We start from the raw sequence: 15,542 nt of genomic DNA on the forward strand, positions 1-15,542 counted from the left end.
CCCTTCAGCCAGGAACATCCCCGGTCTTCGCGGCCAGTGCGCTCTCGACGGCCTGGACGGCAGCCAGGATGCACGGCGTGGAGGCCTCGATCGAGCGTGAGACAAGATGCTCGGGGCCGTAGCGCGAGTGGATCTCGGCCAGCCGGTCCCGCACATCCAGGTGCCGGCCATCCGGGTCGGTGGTCATGTCGCAGTAGGTCAGCGCCCGAGCCAGGTCAGGCCGTTCGGCGTCGAACTCCGCGGCCAGGACGTCCAACAGGCCGCGCTCCCGCGCCTCGTTGTCCGCACACGAGTGGTAGGCCACCAGCCGACACAACCGATCCTCGGCGCCGGCCACGTCGCGCAGATACCGGGCCCCGTCGAGCTGATGCATCCCGGTGGCGACCAGATCGGGGGCGTATCCGATGTCATGCAGCAGCGCGGCGGCAATCAACGTGTCCGTGTCCGCGCCGAGGATCGGAGCCAGCGTCTCCGCCCGCTCGGCAACCCCCTGCGTGTGCGCCCAGCGCCTGGGCAACGCGCTTGCCAGCAGGTCTTTGGTCAGCCCGTACGCCCACTCAACATCTCCCACGAGCCTCACGATAGGCATCCTGGGCCTAGCCGGATCTAGTGGGCGAGATGAGACGTCCCGGGACGTCTTACTCTTCCCGGTGTCGGTCGGCTTCTGCATGGACGAACCGGCCGCGGCCATGCTCGGCCACGACCAGGCCCTCCCGCTCCAGCACCGCCAACGCCTGCCTGACCGTGTTGCGCGAGGCGGTGAAGCATCGCCGCAGCTCGGCCTCGCTCGGTACGGCGGCACCCGCAGCAAGCTCCCCACGCTCGATCTGCCCGCGCAGCTCAGCGGCGATCGCCTGATACCGATACGGCGACACTGCCGGCCCCGCCCCGCACACCACCCGCCCCTTGGACGGAACGGTGACCAGCAACCCTTCGCCCTCCAGCATCGCCAGCCCCCGCCGGACCGTGTTCCGAGCCACCCCGAAGAAGCGGCCCAAAGCCGTCTCCGACGGCAGCACACTGCCCGGCGGGAACTCACCCGAGACGATCCGCTCCCGAAGCCGGTCGGCGACCTGCGGGTAGACACGCCCACCAGTCAGCCACCGCCCCGAGGACACCGGATCAGCCGCGGTAAGCATCGAGCATCTTGTTGAAGTCGATGCTGAGCTCTTGCTGCTCGCCGTCGTGCCATCCGTCGCGAGCGGCCTGCTCAATCCGATCCACCGCGGCGGGCATCTGGAGGAACGAGACCCGCTCGTCGCCCTGGTCGCCCCAGTAGAACGAGCAGAACGGCAGCTGCACGAACACCCGCCGCATCCTGCACCGGCTGTCGGTGACGTCCAGCGCCGGCCGCCCGTCCCGCGCCACGATCAGCACCGCCGTGACCTCCCGTCGCGCCAGCTCCTTGCCCAGCGCGGTCAACAAGCGCTCCGCGTACGCCCGCTGCTGCTCCTTGACGCTCTTGCTTGTCTGCATCCTCGTCCTCCCTGACGCTCCACTTCGGTGTACGCGTCGAGGGTCGCCCGAAGGTCAGGGGCGGGAACACCACAACTTAGGGACGTCTAGGGACGTCTGATGTATCGTCGCAGGACAAGACCGTTTCGCGAGAAGCAGGCGGGTCCCCATGAACAACAACCTCCGCTACGCCCTGGCCGCCGCCCGACTCACCACCACCGACGTCGCCGCCGCGTTAGCTGTCGACCCGAAGACCGTCGCCCGCTGGCTTGCCGGCCGCACCCCCTACCCGCGCCACCGCTGGGCCATCGCCGACCTCCTCCACATCGACGAAGCCGACCTATGGCCCGAAGCCGCCCAGCGACACCGAGCACTCGCCGACGGAGTCGAAGCCATCTACCCCCACCGCTGGAGCGTCCCTCAAAGGGTGTGGCACAACTTGTTTCGAGGAGCGAACGAGGAGATCGGCATCCTCGCCTACAGCGCGCTCTTCCTCGCCGAAGACCGCGGCCTCATCAACATCCTCGCCACCCGCGCCAACGCAGGCGTCAAGACCCGCATCCTGCTGGGCGCGCCCGACAGCGTCGAAGTCGCCGGCCGAGGAACAGACGAAGGAATCGGCGCCACCGTGATGGCCGCCCGGATCCAGAACGCGCTCACGCTTTACAGCCCGCTCCTTGGCCTTGAAGCCGTCGAGATCCGGTTGCACAGCACGGTGCTCTACAACTCCATCTACCGCGCCGATGACGAGCTACTGGTCAACACCCATGCCTACGCCACACCAGCATCCGACGCACCCGTCATGCACCTACGCCGTACCGACGAACACGGACCAGCCGTCGCCTACCTCACCAGCTTCGAACGCGCATGGGACACCGGCCAGCCCTACCGTCACAACGCTTGAACTGCCATCGCGATCAGGAGCAGCAAGATCAGAAAGCAACTTCTCTGTACGTCATCAAGGGCAGCCCGCCTGCGGCGGCCTGCCGCGCGTTGGGCGGTCGCTGGCCGCGCTGCGGCTCTCCGGCCGGTCGCGGCCAGCACCGCAACGCGCTCAACCACCGCAGTCACAGTGGGTAGGCGCACGATCGTGGATTCTCATGAACGCGAGCGGACTACCCTACGCTCCACAGTCGTATATGCCTAGAGCGGATCGTAGGCCCACTGTTAATTGCTGTTTGCAGCCTCGCCCTTCAGCCTCTGAATAAGCTCGGTAGTGAAGCCCGGCCGCTTCAATCGATCCCGAGTAGGGATCGATCCCCCCGCCGAGGTTTCAATGAACTCAGCTGCTCTCTTAAATAGTTCCACGTGTTGCGGAGCGCGAAGCTCGGCAATAATGTTGTTTGCCTGTTTTTCGCTCGTGGGCGTGTGTAGCTGGGCAGGCGGCTCGCCCAGAATTTGATACGCAACGACCATAAGTATGTGGTATCTGATCACCTTGAAGCGTGAGTCGAGTCCACCTCTGAAGGCATTCTCTAGTCGATACGCCGCATAGGCGGCGACCACGTAGGGGAGGATCTTGTGCTCGTCTCGGAAAACAGAGTCGCCCGCCTCGGCGTAAAGCTTACTGGGATATCTTGATGCGAGATGGGGGCGGTTGAGTAGCATTGCAGATACAGACTTGAGTTGGTCGGCGACGCTGACCAGGCGAGTTTTAGTTACAGTTAGTCCATAGAACTGGCCTGCGCGGCGCTCGTAAGTGAGGCCAATCTCGGCCGAGTCCATGCGGTAAAACTCTTCCAGTCGCTTCTGAAACTTGCTCAGAGCAACTAGGTCGTCCTCTTTAACTTCGGTTTGAGAATTAGTTGCTCTGATGATGCTGATTGCGACATCATCGTCATCTGTTATGACTAGACGAAGTGGGACAAAGACGTTCTCGGCATCGGCGCCGAGTTCGTCCTTCGCTATATAGGCACAATGGCTTGTCTGGCACCCATTGACTATTTGATAGCCCTCAACGAGAAAGTGGTCCGCGGGCAACGGAGTGTAGCTCTGGGCCACGACAGTGACCCCATTATTCAGGACAGGAAGCAGGCTCCTAGCATCCGATCCTAGCGTCTCAACGATTTTTCTATTTACGGGATTAGCGTCTCCTTGGAAGCCGCGTACATTATCGAAGAAGACCTGTTCGTCGAGAGAGCCGTCTGGTCGACATATCATCTTCAGAAGCTCGGCGACGGATATCAGCCCCACGAACGCCTGCTTAATTCCAGGCATGGCTGGAAGGGAAACGCTTTTAGGAATTAGAAGGTCAACCTTGTTCGCATGAAACTGCCTTACGTGGAGATCGTGTAGGTCATCCGCACCGAAACAGCGCGCTGTGACTTCGCCAACGAAACCCACACTCTTAACCAGCTCCTTGGCGGATTCCAGTCGTTGGGTTACCGTCTTATCTGTGATCGTCTTATGCGGTGCTGTAGTAACAAAAGACATGTGCACAGATGGTTGGGATCGAAGTTTTTGTGCGTTGGTGCTGAAAAGGTGATGAAGGGCTTCGGAGAGACTTTCAAGTTTTGGCGAATCTGCGAGGCCCTCCTTTAGGAGAAAGCGCTTCACAGCCTCTCCGAGCGCCAATATGTCGGTAGAGTTTATGTGTTCCGACTGCTTGGCCTGCAAGGTATGAATTGATACTTCTATATGGGCCGCGCCATCACATACGTCATCCACATCATCTCGGTCCCATACGAGCTGGCCGTTGACTTCGATGGCTGCGACATCGAGCCCAACCGTGTGCTTGTCAAGGAGGAGATCCGTGAGTTCCACTTGGCTTAGAAGCTGATCGCCGAGAACTAGCGAGGCGGCAAATAGCTCAAAGACGTCACTACTGGACAGATCGCCTATCTCGTTGCTTGCACGGAAGCCTTTGACCAGGCCGTCAATCAAGGGATTCACGTTGCAAACGTAGCACCGCCGGAAGCTGGGAGGGAGGGGGAAGACGTGAGCGGTCCTACTGGTCCACGCAGTGCATGCTGGGGCAAGGTTGTAGCCACGCAGTAACGACAGCGAAGCCTGCCAGCAGCGATCGCGGTCCTACACGTGGCGTTCCTGATCTTGTTCGAGAGGCTGAGCAGGTTGCTTGCTCAAAGCGAAGCGAGGCTGCCGCGCCGCTTCCGGTGCTCGGGCCTGGCGGCCCTGCGCTCCGGGTCGGCTTGCCACCGGAGACGCGGGTTGCTGTGGTCTGCTGTACAGCAGGGAAGTACAGCAACGCCGCCTCACGCAGCCTGATCGTCCCGTACGGCGTCACACGGTTGAGCAGGAGCGCCGGCTCTCGACCACGGCCCTCCGCTTCACTCGTAATGAAGTGCTCTGGGCGTAGATGCCGTTTCGGAGCGGGGATCTGCGTTGTTGTGCTTCTACTGGGTCGGTGTGAAGGACGAGACGATCAGCCAGACGGCGCTGGCCGCGATCACAATCGCGACGGTGAGATTCCTCGTCCGTCTAAGGAAGTCTGCGACAAGGAGCCGCGGAGTGAAGCAGTGTCCGCCATGGCTGGAAGACTTAACACGACGTGCCAGCGATCTACGCACCAACTGGGACGCAGCGGATGCAAAGATGCCTTGCGAGGAGATTCGTGCGCTATGCGGGATCCAGACTCTGCCAAGACGGGACGAATCGGGCTGGCGCGCGTTCAGCTTGCTGTGGTCGAAAAGCTTGGCTGGCTATTTCGCAACCAGCCGACAGACGACTACGGCATCGACGCCCTGATCGAGATCGTGGACGGCCATGAGGTCGTCCCGAAGCTCCTTGCACTGCAAATCAAGGGTGGCGAGAGTTGGTTCCGTGAGCCGACGCCTGGTGGCTGGTGGTACCGTCCGGACACCCCGCACGTGCAGTACTGGACCGACCACTCTCTGCCGGTCATGGTCGTCCTGCATGACGAGCAAACCAAGATCACATACTGGCAACTCGTCAACCGGAAAACCCTCACCAGATCGTCACGGGGTGGCTGGAAGCTGCTCGTGCCACGCAGCAACGTCCTGGACGCCAGAGCACGGGATCAGCTTCGAGAAGCTGCTGCGGGCGATCCCTATGTGCTACGCATTCGCGAACTGCAGCTGGCACGGCCGTGGATGGAGATGCTGCAGGAGGGCCGACGGCTCGTCGTAGACATTGAGGAGTGGATCAACAAGTCGTCCGGGCGAGGCTGGATTACGCTTGGGGTGGACAACGAGGATGGCAACGATCCGACTGAGATCGCGAGCTGGGGCGTCATGCGCGGATTCGCCAGCTACGCCGAGGTAGTGCCCAAGCTGTTCGCTTGGGCGGACGTCGATGTGCATGAAGAGACCTACGACGACGCCGAGTATGACGCCTACGAAGCGGAGTGCGTGATCTACGACGAAGGCGACCGGTTCGTTACCGAGGACTTCGATGAGTGGCGACAGGCACTACGGGGCATGGGCTTACGCCCGTACGCTAACCTCGCCGGCGAGGTGGACTACTGGCGACTGGAGCTGACGCTCAACGAGCTCGGTAGGTCGTTCTTGATTGTCGATCAGTTCGCAACCAGCGGGGGTCCTCAGTTCACACCAGAGCCGACCGATTCAGTGTGACTGAAAGTTGTTTACGAAGATGTTTGTCCCGCCGTCCTGATCGCTGGCGATACCCGGGCCATCTGCCGACCGAGGGCTGGCGTTAAAGATTAGGCTTGAGGTTGCTCATCGACCAGGGCCGTTACCAGGACCGATACACCCTCACCGCTTGACAGAGCTCCCTGCGGAAGAGTCGCATTGAGCGGAGATGAGATCGTCACGGGGTCACGTCTACAGGATGTGGCCGGTGGGAGTTGCAGGTTTGCGGACGACCTGGATCGATCGCGGTACATCGTCGAGCGACGATCACAGTGCGGATCACGTCGTCTCTGACGTCCTCGAAGCTTGGGAAGATATTAAGTTCGTGGCGGTAGTCGTAGGCCGTGGCATGTCTGCTCGGATGACTGCTGTACAGCAGCGCCATACAGCAACACAGCCTTACACGATCACACGCCACCGGATCGCATCTGCCACGTGACCAGCGTGAGGAGCTCTACGTCGTGACTGGCTCCCGTTTGCAAACAGGAAGTCAGGAGATCGAAATCTCCAAGGCTCCCATCATCCAGAGGATTGAGCAGTGGGGCGAGGCTTGCTCACCCGTTGCCCGTATACGTGCTTCCCTGACGGCATCCTGCCCCGATCGGCGAGCCTCACTCCACCGCCCCCTGGGATCCGTTCGACGCCCTCCGGCCGACATTTCGGAATAGAGGAGCAAATCCCGATTCTAGTGCATTTGGAGCTCGAAGGACTTGAGCAAAGGCCTTGAAGAGAGTCACCCTGTCACGGGACGGGCTGCGCCTGAGCGTTATCGCCAATCCAATAAGCGCCACGATGTAGCGCCCAATGATCGCTGCACTTCCAGCCACTAGTACTGGGATAAGGTCGCTGAAAGTCATGACACGAATTCCCGCGGTCCCCCAGGGTGTCCCAGGTCTATACGTCGAACGATGATCCTTGGACGCTTATCCTCCCATCCAATCTGATGGCTGAGTGGTCGAAACGTTACGCTACCTAGATCGTCTGGTGCTGTGCCATTTATGCCATTGGAGGAGTCACGTCTCGCCAAGAGGCATGACTTTTGTAGTTTGGTGGCGAGCTGGGACAGGGATGAGCCGCAGCACCACTCGATGACGATGTCGGAATGGGCGTGATCGTAGAGATTCGCTCCGCCGTGAGTAGCGCCAACCGCGTTGAGCAGCATCGCCCGCCGCATCAAGCTGCTGAGCATGCGGTCTCTTTCTTTACGCCGGCGATCCAGGCCGGAGCCCCAGAAGCGCAGTGTGTCCTCCTCAACATCGGTCAGCCGATCCGGACTCGTTTTCCACAGGAGGCGGGACTTGGGTTTCAGCTGATAAACCGATGCGGGATCTTCGTGGCCAGAGCCCACCACGTGGACCGAGGCGCCCGTGACAATATCGGATAGCTGCCAGAGCTGCCGCCCCACCCGATAAAGGCGTACGCCCGGACAGCCCCATACACCGCCATAATCCGCATCATAAATTGGAAGAATGGAGGCGACGACACGAGCGGTGAGGGTAGGGACAGGAACGAGCACAAGGTTTTCTTCGTCTGGTCTTATCGCGCTAAGCCCGAGCACGTTGCCTTTCAGCCCATCGTCGTCGCGGAAGGCATCGCAGAGCGCGTACAGCACCTGTGTCTCCAGCCATTGCTGAGCACGAGTTCGCGCCTCTGGGATCGGATGCTCACGCGTGATGACGCCTCTTCGGGCGAGTGGAAGGCACACAGCCTGGTACGGAAGGCCGGTTGCCAGGTGGAAAATCTTGGCTGTGCGCTTGAGCTGAGGACTGTGAGACACGCAGGCTCCCTCATGCTGCCCGGCTCAGCACTACAGGTCTGCGAGTGAATCAGCTGCGAGGCTGGAATGCCGCGGGTGACTTCGATGAGCCCCTCATCCCATATGGGTCCGCCGGGCACCCAAAGAGATCGACGTCCGCGTACGTCTGATTGCCAGATACTAGGCTATCGACGTCCGGTGTGCCATGGTTTCCTGTCATCTTTTGATGGCGGTGTGGTTTCGGCCGGCAGAATGCACACCGCTCTCCTCAGACGGATGCCAGATCGCTGCCGCGCGGCTTTCGCTCCTTGGGGTCTGGCAGCCCTGCTGTTCAGGTCCACGGCTGTTGGGCATGTGTGCGGCGACCACACTCGCTTGCTGTACAGCAGCCGCATACAGCAACACCACCTACCGCGCCCAGACTCCACCGACCTATATCCACCACTTCACCAGGACGGAAGGTTGCCCACGAAGCATCCGCCGTTCCCTACGGATCAGAAGGTTGGGGTTTCGAGTACCTCCGGCCGCACACAGCATCAAGGCCCGTTACCAGGGAAAACCTGGAACGGGCCTTCGTGTTTGTCAGGACGATTTGGGGATCTTGCTAACACCTCTGCTAACAAGGTGACCCCCGGTGGCTCCCGCTACTCGCCGATCGCCTGAGCGAAGATCTCCGCCGCCGACGCTTCAGCCGAGCGGATCACGTGAGCGTAGACGCGGAGCGTGATCGACGGATCGGCATGGCCGAGGCGAGCCGCGACGACGTGCACCGGTACGCCGGCCAGCAACAGCGTGGTCGCGTGGACGTGCCGGAGGTCGTGCAGCCGGGCATGCGGTAATGGCGCGTCCGGGTGAGCTTTGTTGTAACGCTTGATCAGGATCGGGAAAAGCGAGCTGACGGTGTCCGGATGGACGGGTTCTCCCCAGACGGTCGTGAACACGTAGTCGCCTCCACCACGCCACTCAGGGCCGACCTGGAGCTTGTCGGCGGCCTGCATCTTGTGTTGATCGCGGAGAACCCGGATCGTGCCGTCGTCGAGACTGACGGTGCGCTTCCTGCCGCTCTTGGTGGTGCCCTCGATACGCTCGCCGTCGACGAACGAGGCCGAACCCGCGATGACAAACTGTTTCCCGTCGAGGTCCACGTCCGACCAGCGCAGGTGGAGAAGCTCGCCGCGGCGTGCGCCGGTGTAGGCCGCGACATGGAGAAATGTCCAGAGCCGGTGCTCACGTGCATACCGGAGGAAAACCTTGAGCTGATCCTTTGTCCAAACAGCATTTACGAGGTGTGCGGCCTTCATCACCATGTATCGATCGAGGATCCAGCAGGCCACGCTGAGACGTTACACGGCTCTCGCCATGGAAGGTCTAGCTGTTTTTGGATAGTTTTTCTAGGCGCCGAGATAGATGGAATATGAGTGCCGATGCCGCGAAGGCCTTCTGTTCCTCCTGGCCAAAGAAGGCGGGGCATTGTTACGGCTGGGAAAGCAACACTATCCTGGCAGCGCAGAGCGCTTTCGAAGTTCGTTTTTTCTGTTCGGCCGGCACATTCCCGGAGAGGATGCAGCCGTACACGGGGATGGCGAGATGTAGACCTCCAAATTGGAGTGGAGTGTCACGGGTCATGATGTTCGGGAGTCGGATTGCCGGGATATCAGGCGATCGATCTCCTTCGCCACCTGCGCTATGAGTAGCCCCACATCAGCACCGTCGTAGCCAGTCTTACGAATGGACCACGAAAAGCGCTTGTTGAACATGTCGTCGGTGGCAATTGGCACACCTCGGCCCTCCAGATATTCGATGACGAGCTTCAGATATTCGTCTACTTCATCTTTCTTTGCGCTAACGCTGAATCGCCGAGGCCGCAAGTCGCTATTGTTTATCATCGCTACAATGTTCTGAATATCTCGAGCGTACCGACTGCGAGTCTCATCGCTCAAGATGGAGTTTACCGGCGGGGGAACCCCGGACGGATCCACGTAGGCGATGCGCCAGAGGGTGTGGAAGACAGGGATGAGGGCGACGATGAGTAGCGTCGACCACCAGCTAAGGTCCAGCAGTCCCTCGATAACGGCGGCGACACCGGCTGCGGGGATGAAGCACAGAAGGGTCAGAGCCACTCGTGCTGTATGCACCTTTTCATGCAATTGCGCTTCGCCTAGTCTTTCCCGTATCGTTCGATTGCCCATGTCAGGCCAAAGATGATCGCAGCCGCTGCGAATATCGAGGATTGGCCTTCCGGTCCAAAGAAGAGCGGATAGACCAGGCCGGATGCAAATGAGAATACGCCGACAAAGAACCATGTCAGCGAATCTCTTTTGGGGTTTCTTTTTTGAAGCATCCTCTAAGCGGCCCGTTTCTCGAGAAATGACACCTGAGTTGTTGTATCGCCGGTCCTGGTCCCTGGTGGTGCGGCATCTGCATGTCCGCACCACCAGGGACCACAGAGTTGCAAGGGGACTACTTTCTTCGTTTCGGCTTGTAGGTCTTAGGCTTCACAACCTTGGCATGTTTCGCGCTCGAGGGGAACATTTTTTGCGCGCCTTTCACAAGCGATGGACGCCGAACCCGGTCGTGCCCCATGTGAGCTTGGCGGCGTCGCACCCAGCGCGGGCCTGCGGTGACGTCGAAGCGAGCCGGTGAAAGTAACAGGTCTTGGTGCCCCGAGCGTGTCATCGGCGACCGCCGAGGGGCCTCCGCCTGCGCCCGCACGGTCACGAAGCGATGGGACCAACCGATCATCAACTGGGTGCCGTGCCGGGCGCTGGAGTGATGGTCAGCTCCAGGTGGCGCGTTTGAGGACGCCTGACAGCCCGTGCGTGTTCCAGGCGTCGACCACCAGGATCTGGGAGGTGGGCAGGAGCCACTCCCGCTGGGTCCATTTCGCCGTCGTGCGGCCCGTGTCGTTCGTCACGCACCTGTTCGGCCAGGCGGTGTACTGCGCCTTGTGGCCGGGGCCGACCTGGCGCAGGTCCCTGGAGGTGGCCTTCTCGCCCGGGTACCAGCTCAGCTTGGAGTTGAACGGGCAGGGGATCACGCCGCTGAAGGGGTGGAACTGTCGCTTGCCGGTGTAGGTGATGGAACCACCCCCGACCGGGACGTTCTTGTACGCCTTCGGGCCGAAGATCCAGAAGCTCTCGCAGCCGGGGGCGAACGGCTCCGGCTTCTTGCAGAGTGAGCCGGTCACCACCACGACCGTGTCCCCCTTGCGGTGCACCTGCCAGTCGGCGGGGATCTTCAGTGTCATCCCGCGGAAGGACAGGGTCCTGGCCTGCTCGGCGGACGAGCCCGGGGCGGCCCACGCGGCCGAGGTCCCGGCGAGTACGGCGGTGGCCGACAGGAGGGCGAGGGCGGAGAGTCGCTTTCTCATGCCGGGCAGGCTATGCGCCCGTACTTGGAGCCCGCTGGCCGTCCGCTTGCAGCCCTGCCCTTCGGCGACCACCAGGCCGGGCCCGTGATCGCTCCGGCGGCCGGCTGTGCGTCATGGTGATCGGCGGGCGACCGCCCCGCCCTTGCTCAGAACAGGTCGAAGACGGTGTTCACCCAGTCGGCGACCATGGCGGGCCTGGTGAGGATGACGAAGGCGGAGATGAGGAAAGCCAGGACGGAGGGTCGAGCTGTCAGGATCCTCCGGTTCGCTTCACCGATCAAGGGTCCTGCTGCGACGGCTCAGTCCCGGTGGTCGAACAGACAGGTCGAGCGATCCGAGGGCTCTCCTCCTCGTCAGGAGCCGCGGGCTTCCGTGAGTCGCCGGTCTCGAAGGGCGCCGCCCCGGGGATCGGGTACGGCCGCACCGGCGTGACCTCACATCGGGAAAGTCCGCCTGTGCAATTGCTCTGCGAGAGGATCCTGGGTGCGGGGACGTCGTCCCAGGTCGCGGCGTGCGGAAGCGGGTCCGGCCGCCAGCCGCTTCCGCCCCTCCCAGCGCGAGAAAACGTGCAGGTAGATCACCGTCTGGGGTTTTTATAACGAATCGTGCATCTTCCCGTTCACCTCTTGGCGATGACCGTACGCAGTCTTAGGGTGCAGTGCAATGCCACACAGCACTAGGAGACGGATGGATGTCTGAGGAGATCGAGCAGCAGGCCGGAGCCGTACGGACCCGGGCCGGAGCCGTCGTCCCGGTCGCCGGCGTGCGCATCACCGGGGGTCTGCTCCGTCAGTGGCAGGACCGCAACCGGCGCGCGACCATCCCGCACACCGTCGAGCAGTTGCGGGCCGCGGGCAACGTCGACAACCTCCGGAGGCTCGTCGCGGACGACGCGCCGCCGCCCTACCGGGGCCGCTACCCCTTCCTCGACACCGACCTGTACAAGACCCTCGAAGGGCTCGCGTACGAGATCGGCCGCGGCGAGGCCGGCGAGAGTGAGCGGGAGTTCTTCGACGAGGTCGTGGACCTGCTGGAGCGGGTGCAGGCCGAGGACGGTTACCTGAACTCGTTCTTCCAGGACCCCGACGCGGCCAAGAAGCCGTGGGAGGACCTGGCCTGGGGGCATGAGCTGTACAACCTGGGCCACCTCATCCAGGCCGCCGTCGCGGCGTCGCGGCGGATGGGTGACGACCGGCTGCTCGGCGTGGCGGTCAGGTTCGCCGACCTGGTGGTGCGGCGCTTCGGCGAGGGCCGTGAGGAGGCCGTCTGCGGCCATCCGCAGGTGGAGATGGCGCTCGTCGAGCTCTACCGGGAGACCGGCGAGCGCGACTACCTGACGCAGGCCCGGCTCTTCGTCGACCGCCGCGGCCAGGGCAAGCTCAAGCACAGCATCTTCCCGCCGGAGTACTTCCAGGACCACCTGCCGTTCCGCGAGCTGCCGTCGGTCACCGGACACGCGGTGCGGATGGCCTATCTCGCCGCCGGGGCGGCCGACGTCTTCATCGAGACGGGTGACCGGACGCTCTTCGAGGCCCTGGAGCGCCTCTGGGACGACATGGTCGCCGCCAAGCTGTACATCACCGGCGGGCTCGGCAGCCGGCACTCGGACGAGGCCATCGGCGACCGGTACGAGCTGCCGTCCGAGCGGGCGTACAGCGAGACCTGCGCGGCCATCGCCACGATGCAGTGGGGCTGGCGCATGTTCCTGGCCACGGGGGGCGCGAAGTACCTCGACGTGTTCGAGCGCGTCCTCTACAACGCCTACGCGGTCGGGCTGTCCGCCGACGGCAAGGCGTTCTTCTACGACAACCCGCTGCAGCGCCGCCCCGACCACGAGCAGCGCAGCGGCGCCGAGACCGGTGGCGAGGAGCTGCGCCGGTCGTGGTTCGGCTGCCCGTGCTGCCCGCCGAACATCGTCCGGTGGATGGCCCAGCTCGGCGACTACGCGGCGGCCGAGCGCGACGGCGCGCTCTTCCTCGCCCAGTACGCCGACGCCCGCGTCGAGACGGACGCCGTCGCGCTGACCGTCGAGACGGCCTACCCGTGGGACGGCGACGTCCGGATCACGATCGAGCGGGCCCCGGCGCATCCGTACGCGCTCAAGCTGCGGATTCCGGCCTGGGCGCGTGGCGTGACGCTGGACGGCGAGCCGGTCACGGCCGAGGACGGCTGGCTTACCGTCGAGCGCCGGTGGGCGGAGGGCGACGTCCTGCGCCTGGCGCTGCCGATGCCGGTACGCGCGCACGGGGCGCACCTGTACGTGGACGCGGCCCGCGGCGCGGTGGCCGTCGCCCGTGGGCCGCTGGTCTACTGCGTCGAGCAGCCGGACGTCCCGGCCGAGGTGGACGACCTCGTGCTCTCTCCGGCCGACATTGTTAGCGCGAACATCTCCAGCGCGAACATCTCCGGCGCGAACATCTCCGGCGCGAACATCTCCGGCGCGAACATCTCCGAGGAGCCGGCAGGCGCCGTCGTTCTCCGGGTCCCGGCGAGCGTCGTCACCCCCGCGTCCGCGGAGCTCTACCCCGAGCTCGGCACGGACGCCGGCACCAGCGGGACGGCGGACGTCTCCGCCGCCCTCCTCCCCTACTTCCTGTGGGGCAATCGCAGGCCCGAGGCCATGCGCGTGTGGATCAGGACACAGTGACGGCGGCCCCCCGGCGTCGCTTCGGTAAACGGAAAGCCAGCTCGAAAGAAGGCACAATGAGGAGATCGGCCACGCTCGCCAGCGTCGCGGTGCTCACCACGTTGGCAGTCACGGCATGTGGCGGCGGAGGCGGGGAGAAGCAAGCGTCCGCCTCCGGTGACGGGGCCCCGGCCGCCACCTCCGGCGGCACCGTCCACGTCCTGCAGACCGCCGACTTCTCCCACCTGGACCCGGCCCGGGGCTGGGACGGCGGGGTCAACAACTTCTACCGGCTCATCTACCGGGGTCTGACGACGTTCGGCGCGGGCCCGGGTACCGAGGGCACGAAGGTGGTCCCCGACCTCGCCACCAGCACGGGCACCCCGTCCGACGGCAACAAGACGTGGACGTTCACCCTCAAGGACGACATCTTCTTCGAGGACGGCAAGCCGATCACCAGCGAGGCGGTGAAGTTCGGCTTCGAGCGCGCCTGGGACCCGGAGGCCGGCATCGGCTCGCCCTACGCGAAGCTGCTCATCGACGCGCCCAAGGACTACAAGGGCCCGTACGTCTCGGGAGACCTGGACACGATCGAGACCCCGGACCCCAAGACGGTCGTCTTCCACCTGAAGAAGCCGTTCGCCGACTTCGCTAGCGCGCTCGTGCAGCCCAACTTCGTGCCGTTCCCCAAGGGCACGGGCGCTGCCGCCGCGTTCGACGCCAAGCCGATCGCGTCGGGTCCGTACAAGGTGGAGAGCTACCAGCGTGGCTCGAAGCTGAAGCTGGTGCGCAACCCGCACTGGAAGGCCGCGACGGACACGGTTCGCGCCGCCAAGCCGGACGCGTTCGAGTTCAGCTTCGGGATCGACGGCGCGACCATCGACGAGCGCATGCTCGCCGGGCAGGGCGCGGACGCCAGCGCGATCGCGGGCGCGATCCAGCCGGCCACCGTGGCCCGCATCCAGGACCCGCGCTACAAGGCGCGCACGCTGTCCGGCTACATGGGCTGCACCACGTACATGAGCCTGAACACCACCAAGAAGCCGCTCGACGACGTGCGGGTCCGCCAGGCGATCAACTACGCGATCAACAAGGACAACGTGGTCGCCGGTGACGGCGGCACGACGCTGGCCACCAAGGGCGGAGCGATCCAGCCGCCGACGATCGTCGGCCGGCTGGACTACGACCCGTACCCGACGGACCCGGCCAAGGCGAAGCAGCTGCTGGCCGAGGCGGGCCAGGACAAGGGCTTCGACCTGACCCTGGACGTGCGCCCGGTGCCGCGCCAGCAGGGCATGGCGGTGGCCATCCAGGAGTCGCTGAAGCCGCTGGGCGTCAACGTCAAGATCAACAACATGGACACGTCCACCTTCTACGAGGTGATCGGCACGCCCGCCCGCCAGCACGACGCCGCCCTCACCGGCTGGTGCCCGGACTGGTCGTCCGGTGCCACCTTCCTGCCTCCGCTGTTCGACGGCCGCAACATCTTCGACAAGGGCAACAGCAACCTCGCCCAGATCGACGACGAGGCCATCAACAAGAAGATCGACGAGATCGCCGCGATGACCGACGTCAGCGCCGCCAACGCGGCCTACGGCGAGCTCGACAAGCAGATCATGGAGAAGGCTCCGATCGTGCCCCTGCTCTACGAGAAGAACGTGACGGTCATCGGCGAGAACATCGCGGGTGCCTACCTCAACGACTCGTACTCCGCCGGGATCGACCTGGTCTCGGTCGGGCTCAAGGACCCGAGCAAGTAGGACG

General features: G+C 63.5%; 13 protein-coding genes. 4 read left to right on the top strand and 9 right to left on the bottom strand.

Features of this window, described 5'->3' with window-relative positions:
• Positions 1-4 precede the first annotated feature (4 nt).
• From ACIBG4_RS26695 to ACIBG4_RS26705, 3 genes are all read right to left on the bottom strand, one after another.
• On the bottom strand, positions 5-571 hold the full coding sequence (locus tag ACIBG4_RS26695) for an HD domain-containing protein (RefSeq protein WP_397204140.1): 567 nt from the start codon (positions 569-571) through the stop codon (positions 5-7).
• A 67-nt stretch (positions 572-638) separates the two neighbouring features.
• Complete coding sequence (locus ACIBG4_RS26700) at positions 639-1,139, bottom strand: GntR family transcriptional regulator (RefSeq protein ID WP_397204141.1); 501 nt, start codon at positions 1,137-1,139, stop codon at positions 639-641.
• Positions 1,123-1,476 carry a hypothetical protein gene (locus ACIBG4_RS26705; RefSeq protein ID WP_397204142.1) on the bottom strand — a complete coding sequence of 118 codons (354 nt, stop codon included), beginning with the start codon at positions 1,474-1,476 and terminating at the stop codon, positions 1,123-1,125. Before ACIBG4_RS26705 ends, ACIBG4_RS26700 begins: the two co-directional genes overlap by 17 nt.
• 148 nt (positions 1,477-1,624) lie before the next feature.
• On the opposite strand from ACIBG4_RS26705, the gene ACIBG4_RS26710 reads away from it, so the two are divergent.
• Entirely contained in the window at positions 1,625-2,359 is a 735-nt protein-coding gene (locus tag ACIBG4_RS26710) for a helix-turn-helix transcriptional regulator (protein ID WP_397204143.1), read from the top strand.
• A gap of 263 nt (positions 2,360-2,622) precedes the next feature.
• Here the strand turns inward: ACIBG4_RS26710 and ACIBG4_RS26715 are convergent, their stop codons facing one another.
• Entirely contained in the window at positions 2,623-4,347 is a 1,725-nt protein-coding gene (locus tag ACIBG4_RS26715; RefSeq protein ID WP_397204144.1) for an AIPR family protein, read from the bottom strand.
• 686 nt (positions 4,348-5,033) lie between these two features.
• Between ACIBG4_RS26715 and ACIBG4_RS26720 the strand changes: the two genes are divergently transcribed.
• Positions 5,034-6,008: a DUF4365 domain-containing protein gene (locus tag ACIBG4_RS26720; RefSeq protein WP_397204145.1), complete on the top strand. Its 975-nt coding sequence runs from the start codon at positions 5,034-5,036 to the stop codon at positions 6,006-6,008.
• A gap of 871 nt (positions 6,009-6,879) precedes the next feature.
• On the opposite strand, the gene ACIBG4_RS26725 is transcribed toward ACIBG4_RS26720, so the two are convergent.
• From ACIBG4_RS26725 to ACIBG4_RS26745, 5 genes are all read right to left on the bottom strand, one after another.
• Positions 6,880-7,638 (bottom strand): hypothetical protein, encoded by a 759-nt coding sequence (locus ACIBG4_RS26725; protein WP_397204146.1) that lies wholly within the window; start codon positions 7,636-7,638, stop codon positions 6,880-6,882.
• Positions 7,639-8,426: 788 nt separating this feature from the next.
• Positions 8,427-9,116: a site-specific integrase gene (locus ACIBG4_RS26730; RefSeq protein WP_397204147.1), complete on the bottom strand. Its 690-nt coding sequence runs from the start codon at positions 9,114-9,116 to the stop codon at positions 8,427-8,429.
• 288 nt (positions 9,117-9,404) lie between these two features.
• On the bottom strand, positions 9,405-9,971 hold the full coding sequence (locus tag ACIBG4_RS26735) for a hypothetical protein (protein ID WP_397204148.1): 567 nt from the start codon (positions 9,969-9,971) through the stop codon (positions 9,405-9,407).
• 587 nt (positions 9,972-10,558) lie between these two features.
• Complete coding sequence (locus tag ACIBG4_RS26740; protein ID WP_397204149.1) at positions 10,559-11,152, bottom strand: hypothetical protein; 594 nt, start codon at positions 11,150-11,152, stop codon at positions 10,559-10,561.
• A 146-nt stretch (positions 11,153-11,298) separates the two neighbouring features.
• The gene (locus ACIBG4_RS26745) at positions 11,299-11,433 is read right to left on the bottom strand and encodes a hypothetical protein (protein WP_397204150.1); all 135 of its coding nucleotides are present in this window, start codon (positions 11,431-11,433) and stop codon (positions 11,299-11,301) included.
• Positions 11,434-11,843: 410 nt separating this feature from the next.
• Between ACIBG4_RS26745 and ACIBG4_RS26750 the strand changes: the two genes are divergently transcribed.
• Positions 11,844-13,799: a glycoside hydrolase family 127 protein gene (locus tag ACIBG4_RS26750; RefSeq protein ID WP_397204151.1), complete on the top strand. Its 1,956-nt coding sequence runs from the start codon at positions 11,844-11,846 to the stop codon at positions 13,797-13,799.
• A gap of 56 nt (positions 13,800-13,855) precedes the next feature.
• Positions 13,856-15,538 carry an ABC transporter substrate-binding protein gene (locus ACIBG4_RS26755; protein ID WP_397204152.1) on the top strand — a complete coding sequence of 561 codons (1,683 nt, stop codon included), beginning with the start codon at positions 13,856-13,858 and terminating at the stop codon, positions 15,536-15,538.
• The last annotated feature ends 4 nt before the right edge of the window (positions 15,539-15,542 follow it).

It is taken from the genome of Nonomuraea sp. NPDC050383 (assembly GCF_044459125.1).
GTDB lineage: Bacteria > Actinomycetota > Actinomycetes > Streptosporangiales > Streptosporangiaceae > Nonomuraea.

Excerpts from the sequence above, each read along its gene's own strand:
- ACIBG4_RS26755 (WP_397204152.1), top strand. The coding sequence starts at position 13,856 with ATGAGGAGATCGGCCACGCTCGCCAGCGTCGCGGTGCTCACCACGTTG.
- ACIBG4_RS26705 (WP_397204142.1), bottom strand. The coding sequence starts at position 1,476 with ATGCAGACAAGCAAGAGCGTCAAGGAGCAGCAGCGGGCGTACGCGGAG.
- ACIBG4_RS26740 (WP_397204149.1), bottom strand. The coding sequence starts at position 11,152 with ATGAGAAAGCGACTCTCCGCCCTCGCCCTCCTGTCGGCCACCGCCGTA.
- ACIBG4_RS26700 (WP_397204141.1), bottom strand. The coding sequence starts at position 1,139 with ATGCTTACCGCGGCTGATCCGGTGTCCTCGGGGCGGTGGCTGACTGGT.
- ACIBG4_RS26710 (WP_397204143.1), top strand. The coding sequence starts at position 1,625 with ATGAACAACAACCTCCGCTACGCCCTGGCCGCCGCCCGACTCACCACC.
- ACIBG4_RS26735 (WP_397204148.1), bottom strand. The coding sequence starts at position 9,971 with ATGGGCAATCGAACGATACGGGAAAGACTAGGCGAAGCGCAATTGCAT.
- ACIBG4_RS26720 (WP_397204145.1), top strand. The coding sequence starts at position 5,034 with ATGCGGGATCCAGACTCTGCCAAGACGGGACGAATCGGGCTGGCGCGC.
- ACIBG4_RS26750 (WP_397204151.1), top strand. The coding sequence starts at position 11,844 with ATGTCTGAGGAGATCGAGCAGCAGGCCGGAGCCGTACGGACCCGGGCC.